The following is a 14,328-nucleotide window of genomic DNA, read 5'->3' on the forward strand; positions in this document are numbered from 1 at the left end:
ACGGAAGAACTGAATCAAGTCCAATTTTATTTTCCGCTTCCACGACATCCATGGGATAGAGGAACAAACGAAAATACTTGACAATTCAATGCAATAAAAAAAAGCGCAGATCCACAACACGCTGTTGTCATCTGCGCTTTGTCCGCTTCAAAATGGTGCGGGCGAAGGGACTCGAACCCCCATGCCGAAGGCGCTAGATCCTAAGTCTAGTGCGTCTACCAATTTCGCCACGCCCGCGCACGAATTATGTTACAGGAAACCATAAAAAAAATCAAGAGATTAATGCAAAATCGTTGGATGATACATACTCTCGATTTCCTGTTGAAGAAACTCTTCGATTTGCTGGAGAGCCTCCTCGTCGAGCCGATGGTCGCCAATCAAAAAATCCGTCGACTGCGGGTCGCGCACGAAATGGATGGAAGGCACTTCCATCAAGCTGGTTCCCAGCTGGTCTTCCAGAGATCGTAGGATTTCGAGGATCGGTTCGATAATTTCGATTAGTTCTTTTTCATCTAACATGGTTTCATTATAGCATCCTTTTTTTGATTGAAAACCAAACTTGAATATTTGCCGGTAAAAAGACCAAACAAGCCGGTTTTATTCCGCTGTATTAAAAAAATCGTAGCAGATCTCGTTCAAATCCCCGATGACGCTCTCGCCGTAATCTCCCAGATCCGTGTAAATCGTCACGACGTATGGATGCCCGGTCAAAGACACGCCCGCCGCGTTGTACGCTTCTTCGTATGAGCCGTATTTCTGCGCGAAATAAATGTTCAAATTGCGGTCCAGAAACTGTCCCGGCATGGATTTTTTCATGTCCTTGATGAGATGGTCGTATTCCTCCTGGTGGTCGTACAAGTACGTGACGATATGTCCCATGTTGGCGGGCGTGAACGTGTTGTCGAGAACCAGATAATCCGAATCCGCCTTTTGTTTTTTGTCGTACGCCGTGATCGCGTCTTTGAACTCGCCCCAGCCGCCCAGCGACTCGAATAAATATTCAGCCGCGTCGTTGTCCGAGTACACAATCATGTTTTCCAGCAAGTCCCGGTACTCGCTTTCCTCGACATCGCCGGCGTTGATGGCGTCGTACCACACCATCGCCAGCGGGATTTTATATGTGCTGGCCGCAAAATACAGCTCGTCTCCGTTGTTTTCGATAGACTGCCGGCTTTCCAGATCTTCCACATAGTAGCCGACATCCTTGCTGCCGATGTCGTTTTCCTTTAAATACGCCTTCAGCTTGCTTTGCAGGGCGGACAAATCCAGCGTCGGGGCTTCTTCCGGCTTTGCATCCACCGTTTCCGTCTGCGCGATCACGCTTTTGCCCGTTTCCCTTTTCACGATCGCCTTCGTGGAACGGCTCATGCCGATCACGACGCATACGAGCATGCACACGCCCCATATCCCCAAAAGGATGATCACTTTCTTTTTCTTTTCTTCTTTATTCATAATATTAAGAGTACCATACTCGAGTCGATTCCACTATTTATTTTTTCCAAGTTGTCATTCGGACAAACCCCATTTTCAAAGCATCTATGGTAAAATACAAATATATTATGAAAGAGGTGATTTGTATGAGCCAAAACGATTGGATGGATCTTGGAAAGAACATCGGCCACACCTTGAAAAACGCGATCGACACCCTCGATTTCACGGAACTGAACCGGTCGATTGAAAAAACGGTCAATTCCACCACATCCATGATCAACAACAAAATCAAGCAGTACTCCACCGCCGTCAAGTCGGCGACACTTAACCAAAAATACGACATTCGGAAAATCACGAAAATTGAAAAGAAGATCAAGAGCCAGCTCTCCGGATACCGGGCCTTGCGCGCCATCGGCGGCATCGGCACGGCGATTTTTCTTGGCTTCGATTTGATCTATCTTTTGCTGGAAGGCTGGCAGACGGCCAAACCGGCGATCGCGGGGTCGAGCTTTTTGCTGATTCCGTGCCTCATCCTGCTCATTTTCGGCATCGCCGGCACCCATACCGCGAAAAAGCAGTCCAGCTATATGAAACGGTTTCACATTTATATCTCGAACCTTTCCAAGCAGGACATGGTGCCGATTTCCAGTTTGTCCGAGGCGGTCTACGGCACGGACGCGTCGACGATCGCCGATTTGCACGATATGATCGCGGACCGGCTGTTTCTGCAAGGTCACGTGGATCGCAAGAAAAACATTTTTTACGCCACCGACGAGGCGTTTGAAGCCGGAACGCTTCCGGATCTACCGCACACTGCGGTTGATGACGAAGAGACGCCGCTTACGCCGCTGGCGCAGTCGATGATTCAGGAAGGCGAGCGGACGCTGTCCAGAATCCGTCACTACAACGATCTCATCAAAGACGCGGTCGTGAGCCAAAAACTGGACACGCTGGAGCAAAACATCCGGCACATCCTCGTGTTTATTCAGGAACACCCCGAAGATGCTGAGGACGCCCGCAATATGACAAAGCATTATTTGCCTTCGATCGAGCGACTGCTGGAAACGTATGTCGAGCTGAGCGCCTATCCCGATCCGGGCGACAACATTCAAAAATCAAAGCGCGATATCGAAAATACGCTCGACACGCTCAATTTCGCGCTTTCCGAGCTGTATGACGACTTGTTTGAAATGACTTCGATGGAAGTCGCCTCGGATATTTCCGTTTTGGAAACGCTGCTGGCAAGGGAAGGCCTGACCAAAGACAAGCTTCCCCGCTAAACATAGAAAGGATTCTTTATGACAGAAGAAAACAAAGAAACGATCTCACTGACTCTGGAGCCGGAACAGGAACCGGTGTCCCGGACTTTGACGGAGCCTGCGCTGGCCACGCCCAAGCAGGAAGTCGCGGAACCGCTGGCCGATGTCCATATCGACACGACCCAGTTCAGCGAGCAGGAAATGAAAATGATCGAGGATTTCGCGAGTAAAATCAACATCAAGGACACGAACCAGATCATTCAGTATGGCAGCGCGCCGCAAAAAAAGCTGGCCGACTTTTCGGAAAAGACGCTGGAAAGCGTCAAAACCAAAGATTTGGGCGATGTGGGCGACATGCTGGCCAACGTCGTGATCGAGCTGAAGGAAACCGATCCGAAAGCCGAGGAGAAAAAAGGGATTTTTGGTTTTTTCAACAAAGGGAAAAATCAGTTGGAAGCGATGAAAGCCCGCTACGCCAAAGCGGAAACCAACGTGACGAAAGTCGCCGAAAATCTGGAGAACCAGCAAATCGTGCTCATCAAGGACAACGCGATGCTCGACCAGATGTACCAGCTCAACGCGCAGTACTTCAAAGAGCTTTCCATGTACATTTTGGCCGGCAAGAAAAAGCTCAAGGAAACCGAGCAAACCGATTTGCCGCAAGCCAAGCAAAAAGCCGAACGCTCGCAGCTTCCGGAAGACGCGCAGGCGTATCAGGATTTGATTTCCTTTGTCGACCGGTTTGAGAAAAAGCTGTATGATCTGGAGCTGTCGCGCATGATTTCGATCCAGACCGCCCCGCAGCTGCGCATGCTGCAAAGCTCCAACTCGGTCATGATCGACAAGATCCAGACCACGCTTGTCAACACGATCCCGCTTTGGAAAAACCAGCTCGTGCTCGCGTTTGGCCTCAACCACGCCAAGCAGGCCGCCAAGGCGCAGCGCGAAGTGACGGACATGACCAACGAGCTGCTCAAAAAGAACGCCGAATCGCTGCATATGGCTTCGGTGGAAACCGCGAGGGAAACCAACCGCGGCATTGTCGACATCGAGACGCTCCAGCAAACCAACGAAAAGCTGATCCAGACATTCGACGAAGTGATGCAGATCCAAAAGGAAGGCCGGCAAAAGCGCCTTCAGGCGGAGTCGACGATGCTCGATATGGAAAACCAGCTGAAAAAGAAAATGCTTGAAATAAGAAGATGAACCCGCATCTTCTTTTTTTGACGCTTTCCTTTTGTGCTATGATGAAACCATGAACGAACCTCTGACTTTAAAAAACCGCTTGAAAGAGGCGCGCCGCGAAAAGAAGCTGTCGCAAGCCGCGCTGGCAAAGCTGGTTGGCGTATCCCGCAACACGATCAGCTCGATCGAAACGGGTCAATTCAACCCGACGGCCAAACTCGCTTTGATTTTGTGTATCGCGCTCGATAAAAAATTCGAGGAATTGTTTTATTTTTAACGAATCCGGATCCAAAGAAGCGGGAGCGGGTCCACGCTTGCGTTCTGGTTTGAAATTGGATGAAAACACGCTGGACAACCCGGTAAAACAAGGTAAAATGGTTTTGGACGACGTCCGAACGACAAGACGTCGCCAAGGGAAATCAGAACGGTTTTGAAGCGGAAACGGGAAGAAAGTCGCTGAATGGCGCGGATTCAAAACCGATCGCTTAGATTTGGATCTAGGCTTTTTTTTATGGAAAGGACAAAGGGAAACAATGAAAAAAAAGTGGAAAAGGATTTTGCGCGCGTTGCCGCTTCGCGGGAAGGTCGCTCTTTTGGGGGGATTCGCTTTTTTTGTGTTTTTGACCGGCTTTTTCGCTTTCAAGATCTTGCAGCCTGAAATGCCCGGACGGATCTACATTCAAAAGCAGACGCAGCTGAAGCCGGAAAACATGGCCGAAGTGCTTCAGGAACGAAAGAAAAAGGAGCTGCAAACGATGATGGACAGCGGGGCAATCGACGTCATCGCCGCCTTTGACGACTACGCCTTGTTTGGCGATTCGCGCGCCTATGGCTTGAAAAGCTATGGCGTCCTCGATCCCGATTTTGTGTACGCGGAAGCAGGGCATACGATATTGAACTGCACCGACTATAAAGACGTGATCCAGCAAACCCGGCCGGCCCGGCTCGTTTTTTCGTATGGCGTCAACGATATGGGACTTGAAATAGGCGGGGATGGAGATAATGCCTACGCGCAAACGTTCGAGCAAAAAATCGACGAGTTGCTTGCGGTGGTTCCGGACGCCAAGGTTTTCGTCTGCTCGATTATCGACGTCACGCCAAGCGCCAAGGAGCGCTCGCCGCGCTGGGACAAGGCGGCCAGATACAACGTCCAGCTGCAGGAAATGTGCCAGCGGCGCGGATGGATTTACGTCGACAACGATCCGCTCGGAAACGATCTTTCGAACTACCAGGAAGACGGAGTGCATTTCACGCCGGATTTTACATGGACGTGGGCGCGCAACATCTCCAAGACGATGTGGGAGACGGTTTTTGCGAGCGAGTGAAAAACGAGCGTCAAGTCGAAAGGCACGTTTTGTGCACTTCATCAAGATGGAGAGTGGGAATCAGGACGAGAGTTTGCTAAAATATAAAGCGGAGGAAAAAAAATGAGCGAAAAAAAGCCAAAACAAAATGGGGAAATCGACGCGTTTGTTAAAGCGTTACTCAATAAAAAAACCGAAATGGCTCTCAATAAAGATTCGCAGCCGGAACGGGAAGACGTTTCGCCCGCGATGACGCCTGTCGAGCGCCAGAGTGCCGAAAAGACGATGTCGAGCGCCCTGGATTTGCTGCGCAAAGAGCGGGGACAGCTGACAATCGAGGAAGAAGAGGAAAAGTACCGCCGCGAACAAAAAGAGGACGGAACCCATATTGAAGAAGTCGAGGACTTTACGACGGATTCGATTCATCAGGACGCCCGGGTCGACGAGCAGATGATTCAGTCGATCTACTCGTCCATCGAACTGGATGATCCGAAGAAGGCGGAAAAAGAAACGCCAAAGCGCAAGCCGCTAAAAAAAGTGCGGTCCGCCCGTCCGAAAAAGAAAAAGGAAACGCCGGAAGCGGTCAAAAAGGAAAAAGCGGAAACGGCGAAGGACAAGACGAAAGACGAAACGGAAAAAAAGGCGAAAGCGAAAAAGCCAGAGAAACCGGAAGCGGTCGAACCGTCGTTTTTTCGCAAAAACCTCAAATGGTTCCTGGCCGGCATCGCGGTGTTTGCGTTGCTGCTGGGAGCGTATACGTACAAAGTCGTCGTTTACGATCCGGCCAACATCACGACCGAGGCGCAAGAGCAGACGTATCAAAAGCTTGTGGAATACGCCGACGAGTGGGACATGCTTTCGGATGCGGAAAAGATGGAGCTGATCGACTATGAGCCGGCGTACAACGAGCTGCTTGAAAAGCAGAAGACGCGGCTGAACACGTATTTCGAAGAACAGACGGGCGATTCTTTTGTCAAGCAGCTGGAAGCGCTCAAAGCGCTCAAGGCGACGCAGGAAGACGAAACGAAGCCGGAATACCAGCAGCTGGTGGCGTTCGTTTCAAACTGGTCGACGAAGCCGGACGAGGAAAAGGCGCAAATCGTGCACTACAAGGATGCGTTCAATGGCTTGTCGGCGGCTCTTCAGCAAAAAATCGACCAGATTTGCATGGAGCAGGCCGGAAAGAATTTTAACACGCTGGCGGCCGAGGAACAGGCCAAGCTCGATCAGGCGTCGCAAGCCGCCCAAGAGGCGCAGGCGGCGGCCAACGAGCAGCGTGCCCGAATTCAAAGTCAAATCGACGAACTGCATGCGCAGCTCAACGACGCCATGACGTACAAGGCGGATTTGGAAGCCCAGCAGGCGGCCGGAGAGGACGTGGGCGCGATGATCGCGACCAACGACCAAACCATCGCGTATTTAAACGAGCAGATCGCGGCGCTGCAAGCGACGCTTCCATAAAAAAAATGAAAAAATAGAGTATTTTGGTCTTGAGATTCACGATTCTTTCTGCTAAAATACTCTACAGATGCCGACGTAGCACAGTTGGTAGTGCAACGCACTCGTAACGCGTAGGTCGTAGGTTCAAGTCCTATCGTCGGCACCATGTTATGAGATCAAAGCCCGCAAGGGCTTTTTTTTCTTGCATACTTGTAAGTTGCAAAACAAGGCGCTATCCCCGATAATGGTCTTATGAAAAAAGCATTTGATCAAGTCATCCACGATATTTTATCTTTCAACGTTCTCGAGCAGTCGATTCTGGTCGCGGTGGCCGGATTGTTTTTGCCGTTTCAGTTTTCCGCCGCGGTACTTGCGGCCGTCCTCGTGTTCGCCTTGTGGAAAGGCCATCTCGTGCAGGCGGTGCGCCAGCAAAGAGGGGCGCTGTGGTTTTACGCGTTTTGCGCGCTAGAAATCGTCGTCTCGGCGCTTTACCGCAACTGGATTGGTTTGCTGAATGCCGGCGGTTTTGTCCTGATCGGTTTTTTTATCGCCTTTTACCGCCGCCAGCTTACACCCCGGCTGTTCCAGTACGTCGTGTCGGAAATTATCGTTCTTTCCTGGCTGGCCGGTTTTTATGGCTTGTACGAGTTTCAAAAGGTGTCGGCGCGCAAAGGATACGACTTTTTCGATTTTGTGATTCAAAACTCGCCAAAGGACCGCATCAATTCGACGTTTATGAACGCGAACTTCTACGCGACGATTTTGGAATTCGAAGTGGTGTTTTGCTTATATAAGTTCATCCGGACAAAAAAAGCGGGCTTCCGCGTTTATTATGTCGTGACGGCGTGCTTCAATTTTTTTATGATGCTGCTGACGGGATGCCGAACCGCGCTGCTTCCGTTTTTGTTTATTTTTCCGGTCTTCTTCTGGTTTGACCGCAAGCGGATCTGGTTTATTGGCTCGATGATTGCCGAAATGAGCGCGCTTGTCCTCGTGCTCATGTTTCCGGAGCTTATTCCGCGCTTCGATCAAATGTCGACGCTCACATCCCGTTTCGAGATTTGGTCGACGTCGCTGCTGGCGATTTCGATGCATCCGTGGTTTGGCCAAGGACCGCAAACGTATGGCCATGTGTACAAGGCGCTTCATGGCCACAAGGCGCCCCATTCCCACAACATCGCTCTGGACGCATTGACTTCGTATGGCGTGGTAGGCACGACATTGCTGCTCGGGTATGGATGGAGCGTCTGGAGAGAAATTTACGCGTCGTACCGCCAAAGCAAGGACCCGGCGATTTTCGCGATGATTCTTTGTTTTTTTGTGATTTTCTTCATCCACGGCTTGCTGGATGTGACAATGAACTTTCTGGCGACGGGTTGTATCTTTTTGCTGGTCATCAACAGCGCCGCGCCAAACAAAGCGATAAGATCTTAAAATCTTATGGCTTTTTTTTCGCGTTTTAGTATAATGGCGTAGACAGACAGTAGAAGGAAATGGTATGAATCAACTTTTACTTTGTGTTTGTTTGAGCGTTTCGCTCGTTTTTTCCACCTCGATCGAGGATCGTTCCTCCTTTTGCGCGCGCCAGATTCTCCACTACACCCGCCTTCAGCAGCGCTGCCTTCAAGCTTTGCATCACCTAGATCAAAAAAACGACGCCTTGCGAAAGCAGGTGGCGGCTTTTGAATCCCAAAAAGAACAAACGGGCCTGTATTTGCTGGCGGAGCAAATGGGCGTGGAGGCGTCCTGGGACGAGGAAGCCTTTTTGCGTCAAGCGCAAAGCGCTCTGGCCGATCAGGCGCATCGCGAGCAAATCGAGTCGGTGACAAAGACGTATCGGTCGCGTTTAAAAAAAGCCGAGGCGCGCAAGGCGTATTGGATCCAGGTGCAGGAAACGTTGTTTTTGGACAATCCGCAGCTGCGGGGGTTTCGTCCCGGCGGCATGCGCGAGGCGGCGCAGACGTTGGCGGGAACGGAAGATTTGCCCGTGTTTGGCTCGATTGGCGTGACAAAGGAAACGGGGAACTCGTGTCTTGGCTTGGTGGATGGAAGCCGGATCGAGGCTTCGGCTTCGTTTTTGGCGCCGTTTGCAAACGCCTCTCTTTCAGCGGGCACCTGGGCGTATCCGCAAGGGGGATTGCATTTGGGGGCCGATTACGCGGTGCCGATGCACACGCCGCTGCTCGCTCCGGCGCCGGGGATCGTGTTGTACGCCAACGCGCCAGTCGAGGAAGACGGTGGATTTTTGGGAAACTGGTGCGGCTGGCCGGCAGGGGCCGGGAATTCGATTTGCCTGCTTTGCAAGGTGGGGGACACGTTTTATGTGCTGACGTTTTCCCATTTGTCGCGTTCGCTGTTTGTCCGGGCCGGACAGAGCGTGCAGCAAGGGGATGTGCTGGCGCTGAGCGGGAACAGTGGCAACTCGACCGGGCCCCATTGCCATATCGAGGTGTTTTCCCTCGCGGCGGATGCCGATTTTGTGTTACAGTATTTCATAGAATCCGCTGATTTTTCACTTGGCAACGGCTGGGACGCGCCGGCGACGTGCTCGCCTTACGCCTGCCGCATTCAGCCGGAAACCATATTTTGACGAAAGAAGAATTTTATGAACGAACAATTTTTAAATCGTATGCAAACGATGATTCCTGACGAGTTCGAGGCGTTCATGGCTTCGCTGGATCAGGATTTGTACAAGGCTTTGCGGATCAATACGAAAAAAGTCGATCCGGATCGCTTTCCCGAGCCCGGGCTGCTTGGCAAGCCAAGTCCGTTCGCCGATCATTCCTGGTATGTCGACCGGCCGCTTGGTTTGGATCCCTATCACATTTGCGGCTTGTTTTATTTGCAGGAGCCAAGCGCGAGCGGAGTCGTGGGCTTGCTGGATGTGCAAAAGGATGATTTGGTTTTGGATTTGTGCGCGGCGCCCGGTTCGAAAACGACGCAAATCGCGCAAAAGCTGGAGTCCGGAATGCTGGTATGCAACGAGATCGACGCCAAGCGGGCGCAGGCGCTGCTATCCAATTTGGAACGGATGGGGGTCGTCAATTTCGCGTTGACCAATAGCGAGAGCGGACCGTTGTGCGCGGCGTTTGAAAACTGCTTTGACAAAGTGCTTGTCGACGCGCCCTGCTCGGGAGAAGGGATGTTGAAAAAGCACGCCATCGTGGCGCAGACGTGGTCGATGGACAATATTTTGATGTGCGCGGCGCGGCAAAAGGAAATCGTTTCCAACGCGGTGCGCGCCTTGAAGGGCGGCGGGGTGCTCGTGTATTCGACGTGCACCTACGCGAAAGAGGAAAACGAGGAAGTCGTGGCGTGGATCCTGGAGCGGTTTCCGGAGATGGAGCTTGTGGATTGCGGCGCGGCGTTTGGCCGGCCGGGCTTAAAGACGCCAGGCATGGATGCGTCCAAAGTCCGTCGTGTTTTTCCAATGGATGGCGGCGAGGGTCAGTTTATGGCCAAGTTTGTGAAAAAGGGCGACGCGTCCAACACGCCCGCGCTTTTAAAAAACGAGAAGCCAAACGCCACGGAGCGTGCGTTTTTGCGAGAACAAGTCGAGGGGGATTTTTCTTTTTTTCATCACAGCAAGGAAAAGCTGTTTCGAATGGAGCACGCGTTTCTGGATTTTGGCAAGTTGAAGGTGGTCCGGCAAGGGGTGCTTGTTGGCGAGATGAAGAAAAACCGGTTCGAGCCGGCGCACGCGTTTTACATGGCGGCGGATACGATGGATCGACTGAAAAACAAAGTGTCGTGCGGATTGTGCGAAATGGATGCCTATATGCATGGTGAGCAAATTCGAATCGAGGGCGAGCCGGGTTTTGTCGGGGTTTGCTTTGACGGGTATCCGTTTGGGTTTGGCAAAAGCGACGGTCATCGAATCAACAACAAGATTCCGAAAGGCATGCGGCTGCTGCCAAAATCGCATGTCCGGATGGACGGGGAGGAACAACAATGAATAAGGAACTAGGTAAGTGGGTGGATTTGGTCGTTGGAAGCCTGCTGTTTCCAATTAGTGTCAACTGCTTTATTTCACCGATGACTTTGAACGCGGGCGGTCTGGTCGGCTTGGCGCAAATTATCAACTATTTGCTGCCGTTTTCCGTCGATTTGACCGGTATTATCAACTTTTCGTTCAACATTCCGCTTTTCATTTTGGCTTGGCGGACGATTTCGAAAAGCTTTTGCGTGAAGACGCTGATCTCTTTGATCATTCAGACGATTGGCTTGTCATGCATCCCGATTTTGACGGTGCCGATCATGCCGGATGTGCTTTCGAATTGTTTGATTGGCGCCTGCATCGGCGGCTTGGGAATCGGCTTGTGTTTGCGAAGCAGCGGAAGCGGCGGCGGTCTGGATATTCTTGGCGTTTATTTTTCCAAAACGCGTCCGGACTTTTCCGTTGGCAAGCTTTCGTATTTGATCAACGCGGTCGTCTTGACGATTTCGGCGGTTTTGTTTGATTTGCAAGTCGCTTTGTATTCGTTGATGTACATTGTTTTGATGTATTATGTCAGCGATCAGGTGCACTATCAAAACATCAGCATTCAGGCGTTGATTTTCTCGCAAGTGCCGGAGCTGAAAAAAGAGCTGATGACGCGGACCGGACGCGGGATCACGTATTGGGACGGATATGGCGCCTACACGGATACGCGCCAGGATATTCTTGTTTGCGTCATTAACAAGTACGAGGTTCGGCGGCTGAAAAAGATCGTGCACGAGGTCGACCCCAAAGCGTTTGTCATTTTGAGCGACGCCTCGCCGGTGATGGGAAATTTTGAAAAGCGGTTGTGACAAAATTTGGAAATTGGTTGCGTGGACGAAGCGCTGGGTAAAAGCCCGGCGCTTTTTTGGCATTTTTTAGCTTAGTTTTTTTACGTTTTAGGACTTCTGGTGCTTTTTACTCCGGAACATGATACAGTATCAGTAGTTATAGTTGGAGGTTCTTTTATGATTATACAAAGTAAAAAAGTCTGGGTTTTGGACATGTGGATGGAAGCGCAGATCGACATGGAAGATGGAAAAATCAAGGCGATTTATCCATATGGAACAAAACCGGTTGACGAGGATTATGGCTGGAAACGAATTGTTCCGGGCTTTATTGACGTGCATACGCATGGCGCGTATGACTGGGATACAAACGACGCCACGCCGGACGGGCTGCGTCATTGGGTGAAAAACATCGTGAAGGAAGGCGTGACGGGCATTTTGCCGACGACGATCACGCAAAGCGAGGAAGTGTTGACCAAAGCGGTCGCCAACGTGGCGAATGTCGTGGAGGAAGGCTACGAGGGCGCTGAAATTTTGGGAATCCATTTCGAAGGCCCGTATTTGGATCAGGTGTACAAGGGCGCGCAGCCGGAGCAGTATTGCGTGCCGGCGGATGTCGAGCAGTTCAAGCGGTACCAAAAGGCGAGTCACAACTTGATCAAGCTGGTGACGATGGCGTGCGAGCATGACAAAGACTACGCGTTGCTGCATTATTTGGTTTCGCAAAATATCGTGGCGAGCCAGGGCCATTCGAGCGCGACGTTCGAGCAGGCGGCCGACGCGATCGCCAATGGCGCGATGAGTATGACGCACGTATTTAACGGCATGACGAAGTTCCATCATCGCGAGCCTGGTCTGGTGGGCGCGGCGTTCCGTTTCCGGGAAGTGTATGGCGAAATCATTTGCGATGGCAACCACTCGCATTACGCGGCGATCAACGATTATTTCAAGGCGAAAGGAAACGACCACGCGATCATGGTGACGGATTCTTTGATGGTGAAGTCGCTGCCGGTGGGCACGCGGGTGCTGTTTGGCGGCAACGAGATCGAGTTGTTCGAGGATGGCTCGGCGCATTTGGTGGGCGCGGGCAGCCTGGCGGGCTCGACGCTGAATGTGAACAAGGGCTTGATGATCGTGCATGAAAAGGCGCAGGTGCCTTGGCTGGCGGCGATCAACAGCTGCACGCTTAACCCGGCGAGAATGCTTGGCGTGGCCGACCGCAAGGGAAGCATCCAGGCGGGCAAGGACGCCGATCTGGTCGTGCTCGATGACAACTACGACGTTTTGATGACGTACGTGAAAGGAAAGAAAGCGTTTTAATGCGGGTCTTTCTTTGCGTGGATCAAAACAACGGCTTGCTTTTTAACGAAAGAAGGCCTTCGCGGGACCGGGAGGTGGTCGCGGATATCGAGCGGACTTTGCAGGGCGAGCCGATCGCGATGCGCGAGTACAGCGCCAAGCTCTTTGAAGGCATGGACAACGTGCAGGTCACGGACGATTTTCAGGGATGCGAAAACGTGTTCCTGGAAGCCGATGATTTGGCGAATCTCGATTTCAACACGCTCGTTGTGTATCGCTGGGACAAGGTGTATCCGGCGGATGTGACGTTGTCGTACGATTTGAAGTCGCTCAAGCTTGACGATGTGAGCGTGATCAAAGGCTATTCGCATGACGAGATCGTCAAAGAGGTGTACACCAGATGAAGCGAAACGGATTAGGCAAGCGGTTTGGCCGGCTGTTCGTGTCGGCGCTGGCGAGCGTCATGCTCGCGCTGGCGGTGGCGGGTTGCGCGCAAAGCGAAGCGCCTAAGCCGACTGTCACGATGGATTCCATTCCGGCGTATACGGACAAGGCGTATGTGGCGCTCAACGACAACGTGCCGACGTTTACCGACGAGGAAATCACGGACGAGTCGTTTGAGACGTATTACGAGCTGGATGATTTGGGTCGGGTGACGGGTGCGTTTTCCTCGATTGGCACGGATTTGCTGCCGACAAAAGAGCGGGGAAACATTTCGAGTGTGAAGCCGACGGGCTGGCATTCGGTGCAATATGATAACGTGGATGGCAAAAGCCTGTATAACCGATGCCATTTGATCGCGTGGTCCCTGACGGGAGAGGACGCGAACCCGAACAACTTGATGACGGGCACGCGCTATTTGAATATTCAAGGCATGAAGCCGTTTGAGGACATGGTGCGCGACTACATCAAGGAAACGGGCAACCACGTCATGTACCGGGTCATTCCAGTGTATACGGGTGACAATCTGGTCGCGGACGGCGTCATTATGGAAGGCTATTCGGTCGAGGACGAAGGGGAAGGCATTTCCTACAACGTCTACGCGTACAACGTCCAGCCGGGTATCGAGATCGACTACGCGACGGGCGACAGCCATTTGCGTGGTGAAACTTCGACGGAAACAAAGGACGAGGGAACGTACGTGTTGAATAAAAATACGAAGAAGATCCACGCTCCAAACTGCTCTTCGGTGGAGTCGATGAACAAAAACAACAAAGAGTTTTACCGGGGCAGCTTGCAGGATCTGTTGGATCAGGGCTATACCGTACACAACCAGTGTCTTGGTAAAAAATGACAAAATCTAAAAAGAGCATCATAAGCCGGGAAGCGATTCCCGGTTTTTTGCGTAAAAAAGGAAAAGCGTTTCCGCTTTTCCGGGTTGGGTATGTCAATTTGAAACCGGGTTACCGGTTTTTGTTTTTGGACAAGGCTTCGAGTTCTTCCAAAGAGCAGTCGAACACGTTGGCAATTGTGGCTTTGTCGATGCCGGCTGCCAGCAGCTTTTTCATTCGTTTGATGTTTTGACGCTCGTCTTTGATTCGCTGTTTTTCCATCCCTTGTTCCAAAATCCCCTGACTCAAATTACACATCGCGCTGACCTCCTTTTCCATTTTCTCACTCATTTGAATGTCGTATTCCTCTTC

Annotated in this window: 14 protein-coding genes, 2 tRNA genes and 1 pseudogene; 13 read left to right on the forward strand and 4 right to left on the reverse strand. The window is 51.6% G+C overall.

Translation table 11 applies throughout. The annotated features are described in order from the left end of the window. Positions 1 to 153: 153 nt before the first annotated feature. From ABNS49_RS02810 to ABNS49_RS02820, 3 genes are all read right to left on the reverse strand, one after another. Positions 154 to 237: transfer RNA gene (locus ABNS49_RS02810), tRNA-Leu, on the reverse strand. A 42-nt stretch (positions 238 to 279) separates the two neighbouring features. After that, positions 280 to 519, reverse strand: coding sequence for a hypothetical protein (locus ABNS49_RS02815; protein ID WP_135980384.1), 240 nt, complete (start codon positions 517 to 519; stop codon positions 280 to 282). Between the two features lie 78 nt (positions 520 to 597). Beyond that, positions 598 to 1,452, reverse strand: coding sequence for a serine hydrolase (locus tag ABNS49_RS02820; protein ID WP_135980385.1), 855 nt, complete (start codon positions 1,450 to 1,452; stop codon positions 598 to 600). 125 nt (positions 1,453 to 1,577) lie between these two features. Between ABNS49_RS02820 and ABNS49_RS02825 the strand changes: the two genes are divergently transcribed. From ABNS49_RS02825 to ABNS49_RS02885, 13 genes are all read left to right on the forward strand, one after another. Continuing rightward, positions 1,578 to 2,711: a 5-bromo-4-chloroindolyl phosphate hydrolysis family protein gene (locus ABNS49_RS02825; protein WP_168353586.1), complete on the forward strand. Its 1,134-nt coding sequence runs from the start codon at positions 1,578 to 1,580 to the stop codon at positions 2,709 to 2,711. A gap of 18 nt (positions 2,712 to 2,729) precedes the next feature. Next, the gene (locus tag ABNS49_RS02830) at positions 2,730 to 3,896 is read left to right on the forward strand and encodes a toxic anion resistance protein (RefSeq protein WP_135980387.1); all 1,167 of its coding nucleotides are present in this window, start codon (positions 2,730 to 2,732) and stop codon (positions 3,894 to 3,896) included. A gap of 49 nt (positions 3,897 to 3,945) precedes the next feature. Further along, on the forward strand, positions 3,946 to 4,152 hold the full coding sequence (locus ABNS49_RS02835) for a helix-turn-helix transcriptional regulator (protein ID WP_135980388.1): 207 nt from the start codon (positions 3,946 to 3,948) through the stop codon (positions 4,150 to 4,152). Positions 4,153 to 4,408: 256 nt separating this feature from the next. Further along, positions 4,409 to 5,200, forward strand: coding sequence for an SGNH/GDSL hydrolase family protein (locus ABNS49_RS02840; protein ID WP_135980389.1), 792 nt, complete (start codon positions 4,409 to 4,411; stop codon positions 5,198 to 5,200). A gap of 102 nt (positions 5,201 to 5,302) precedes the next feature. Beyond that, a complete protein-coding gene (locus tag ABNS49_RS02845; RefSeq protein WP_135980390.1) occupies positions 5,303 to 6,640 on the forward strand; it encodes a hypothetical protein in 1,338 nt (445 codons plus the stop codon). 69 nt (positions 6,641 to 6,709) lie between these two features. Continuing rightward, positions 6,710 to 6,785 (forward strand) — tRNA-Thr (locus tag ABNS49_RS02850). Between the two features lie 86 nt (positions 6,786 to 6,871). Further along, on the forward strand, positions 6,872 to 8,053 hold the full coding sequence (locus ABNS49_RS02855) for an O-antigen ligase family protein (protein WP_135980391.1): 1,182 nt from the start codon (positions 6,872 to 6,874) through the stop codon (positions 8,051 to 8,053). 64 nt (positions 8,054 to 8,117) lie between these two features. Then, positions 8,118 to 9,209, forward strand: coding sequence for a M23 family metallopeptidase (locus ABNS49_RS02860; RefSeq protein WP_135980392.1), 1,092 nt, complete (start codon positions 8,118 to 8,120; stop codon positions 9,207 to 9,209). Between the two features lie 15 nt (positions 9,210 to 9,224). Beyond that, complete coding sequence (locus ABNS49_RS02865) at positions 9,225 to 10,574, forward strand: RsmB/NOP family class I SAM-dependent RNA methyltransferase (protein ID WP_135980393.1); 1,350 nt, start codon at positions 9,225 to 9,227, stop codon at positions 10,572 to 10,574. After that, positions 10,571 to 11,410: a YitT family protein gene (locus tag ABNS49_RS02870; RefSeq protein ID WP_135980394.1), complete on the forward strand. Its 840-nt coding sequence runs from the start codon at positions 10,571 to 10,573 to the stop codon at positions 11,408 to 11,410. The genes ABNS49_RS02865 and ABNS49_RS02870 overlap by 4 nt, the downstream gene beginning before the upstream one ends. A 156-nt stretch (positions 11,411 to 11,566) precedes the next feature. Beyond that, positions 11,567 to 12,706 (forward strand): N-acetylglucosamine-6-phosphate deacetylase, encoded by a 1,140-nt coding sequence (nagA, locus tag ABNS49_RS02875; protein WP_135980395.1) that lies wholly within the window; start codon positions 11,567 to 11,569, stop codon positions 12,704 to 12,706. Continuing rightward, a complete protein-coding gene (locus tag ABNS49_RS02880; RefSeq protein ID WP_135980396.1) occupies positions 12,706 to 13,089 on the forward strand; it encodes a hypothetical protein in 384 nt (127 codons plus the stop codon). Before nagA ends, ABNS49_RS02880 begins: the two co-directional genes overlap by 1 nt. Then, entirely contained in the window at positions 13,086 to 13,979 is an 894-nt protein-coding gene (locus tag ABNS49_RS02885; RefSeq protein ID WP_135980397.1) for a DNA/RNA non-specific endonuclease, read from the forward strand. Before ABNS49_RS02880 ends, ABNS49_RS02885 begins: the two co-directional genes overlap by 4 nt. A gap of 109 nt (positions 13,980 to 14,088) precedes the next feature. On the opposite strand, the pseudogene ABNS49_RS02890 reads toward ABNS49_RS02885, so the two are convergent. Continuing rightward, positions 14,089 to 14,328 (reverse strand): annotated as a pseudogene (locus ABNS49_RS02890) (hypothetical protein); the annotation flags it as partial.

Origin of the sequence: uncultured Dubosiella sp. (assembly GCF_964018005.1) — a bacterium.
GTDB lineage: Bacteria > Bacillota_I > Bacilli_A > Erysipelotrichales > Erysipelotrichaceae > Dubosiella > Dubosiella muris.

Coding starts and splice junctions, on each gene's coding strand:
- ABNS49_RS02880 (WP_135980396.1), top strand. CDS start 12,706: ATGCGGGTCTTTCTTTGCGTGGATCAAAACAACGGCTTGCTTTTTAAC.
- ABNS49_RS02860 (WP_135980392.1), top strand. CDS start 8,118: ATGAATCAACTTTTACTTTGTGTTTGTTTGAGCGTTTCGCTCGTTTTT.
- ABNS49_RS02820 (WP_135980385.1), bottom strand. CDS start 1,452: ATGAATAAAGAAGAAAAGAAAAAGAAAGTGATCATCCTTTTGGGGATA.
- ABNS49_RS02815 (WP_135980384.1), bottom strand. CDS start 519: ATGTTAGATGAAAAAGAACTAATCGAAATTATCGAACCGATCCTCGAA.
- ABNS49_RS02855 (WP_135980391.1), top strand. CDS start 6,872: ATGAAAAAAGCATTTGATCAAGTCATCCACGATATTTTATCTTTCAAC.
- ABNS49_RS02885 (WP_135980397.1), top strand. CDS start 13,086: ATGAAGCGAAACGGATTAGGCAAGCGGTTTGGCCGGCTGTTCGTGTCG.
- ABNS49_RS02840 (WP_135980389.1), top strand. CDS start 4,409: ATGAAAAAAAAGTGGAAAAGGATTTTGCGCGCGTTGCCGCTTCGCGGG.
- ABNS49_RS02870 (WP_135980394.1), top strand. CDS start 10,571: ATGAATAAGGAACTAGGTAAGTGGGTGGATTTGGTCGTTGGAAGCCTG.
- nagA (WP_135980395.1), top strand. CDS start 11,567: ATGATTATACAAAGTAAAAAAGTCTGGGTTTTGGACATGTGGATGGAA.
- ABNS49_RS02835 (WP_135980388.1), top strand. CDS start 3,946: ATGAACGAACCTCTGACTTTAAAAAACCGCTTGAAAGAGGCGCGCCGC.
- ABNS49_RS02825 (WP_168353586.1), top strand. CDS start 1,578: ATGAGCCAAAACGATTGGATGGATCTTGGAAAGAACATCGGCCACACC.
- ABNS49_RS02845 (WP_135980390.1), top strand. CDS start 5,303: ATGAGCGAAAAAAAGCCAAAACAAAATGGGGAAATCGACGCGTTTGTT.
- ABNS49_RS02830 (WP_135980387.1), top strand. CDS start 2,730: ATGACAGAAGAAAACAAAGAAACGATCTCACTGACTCTGGAGCCGGAA.
- ABNS49_RS02865 (WP_135980393.1), top strand. CDS start 9,225: ATGAACGAACAATTTTTAAATCGTATGCAAACGATGATTCCTGACGAG.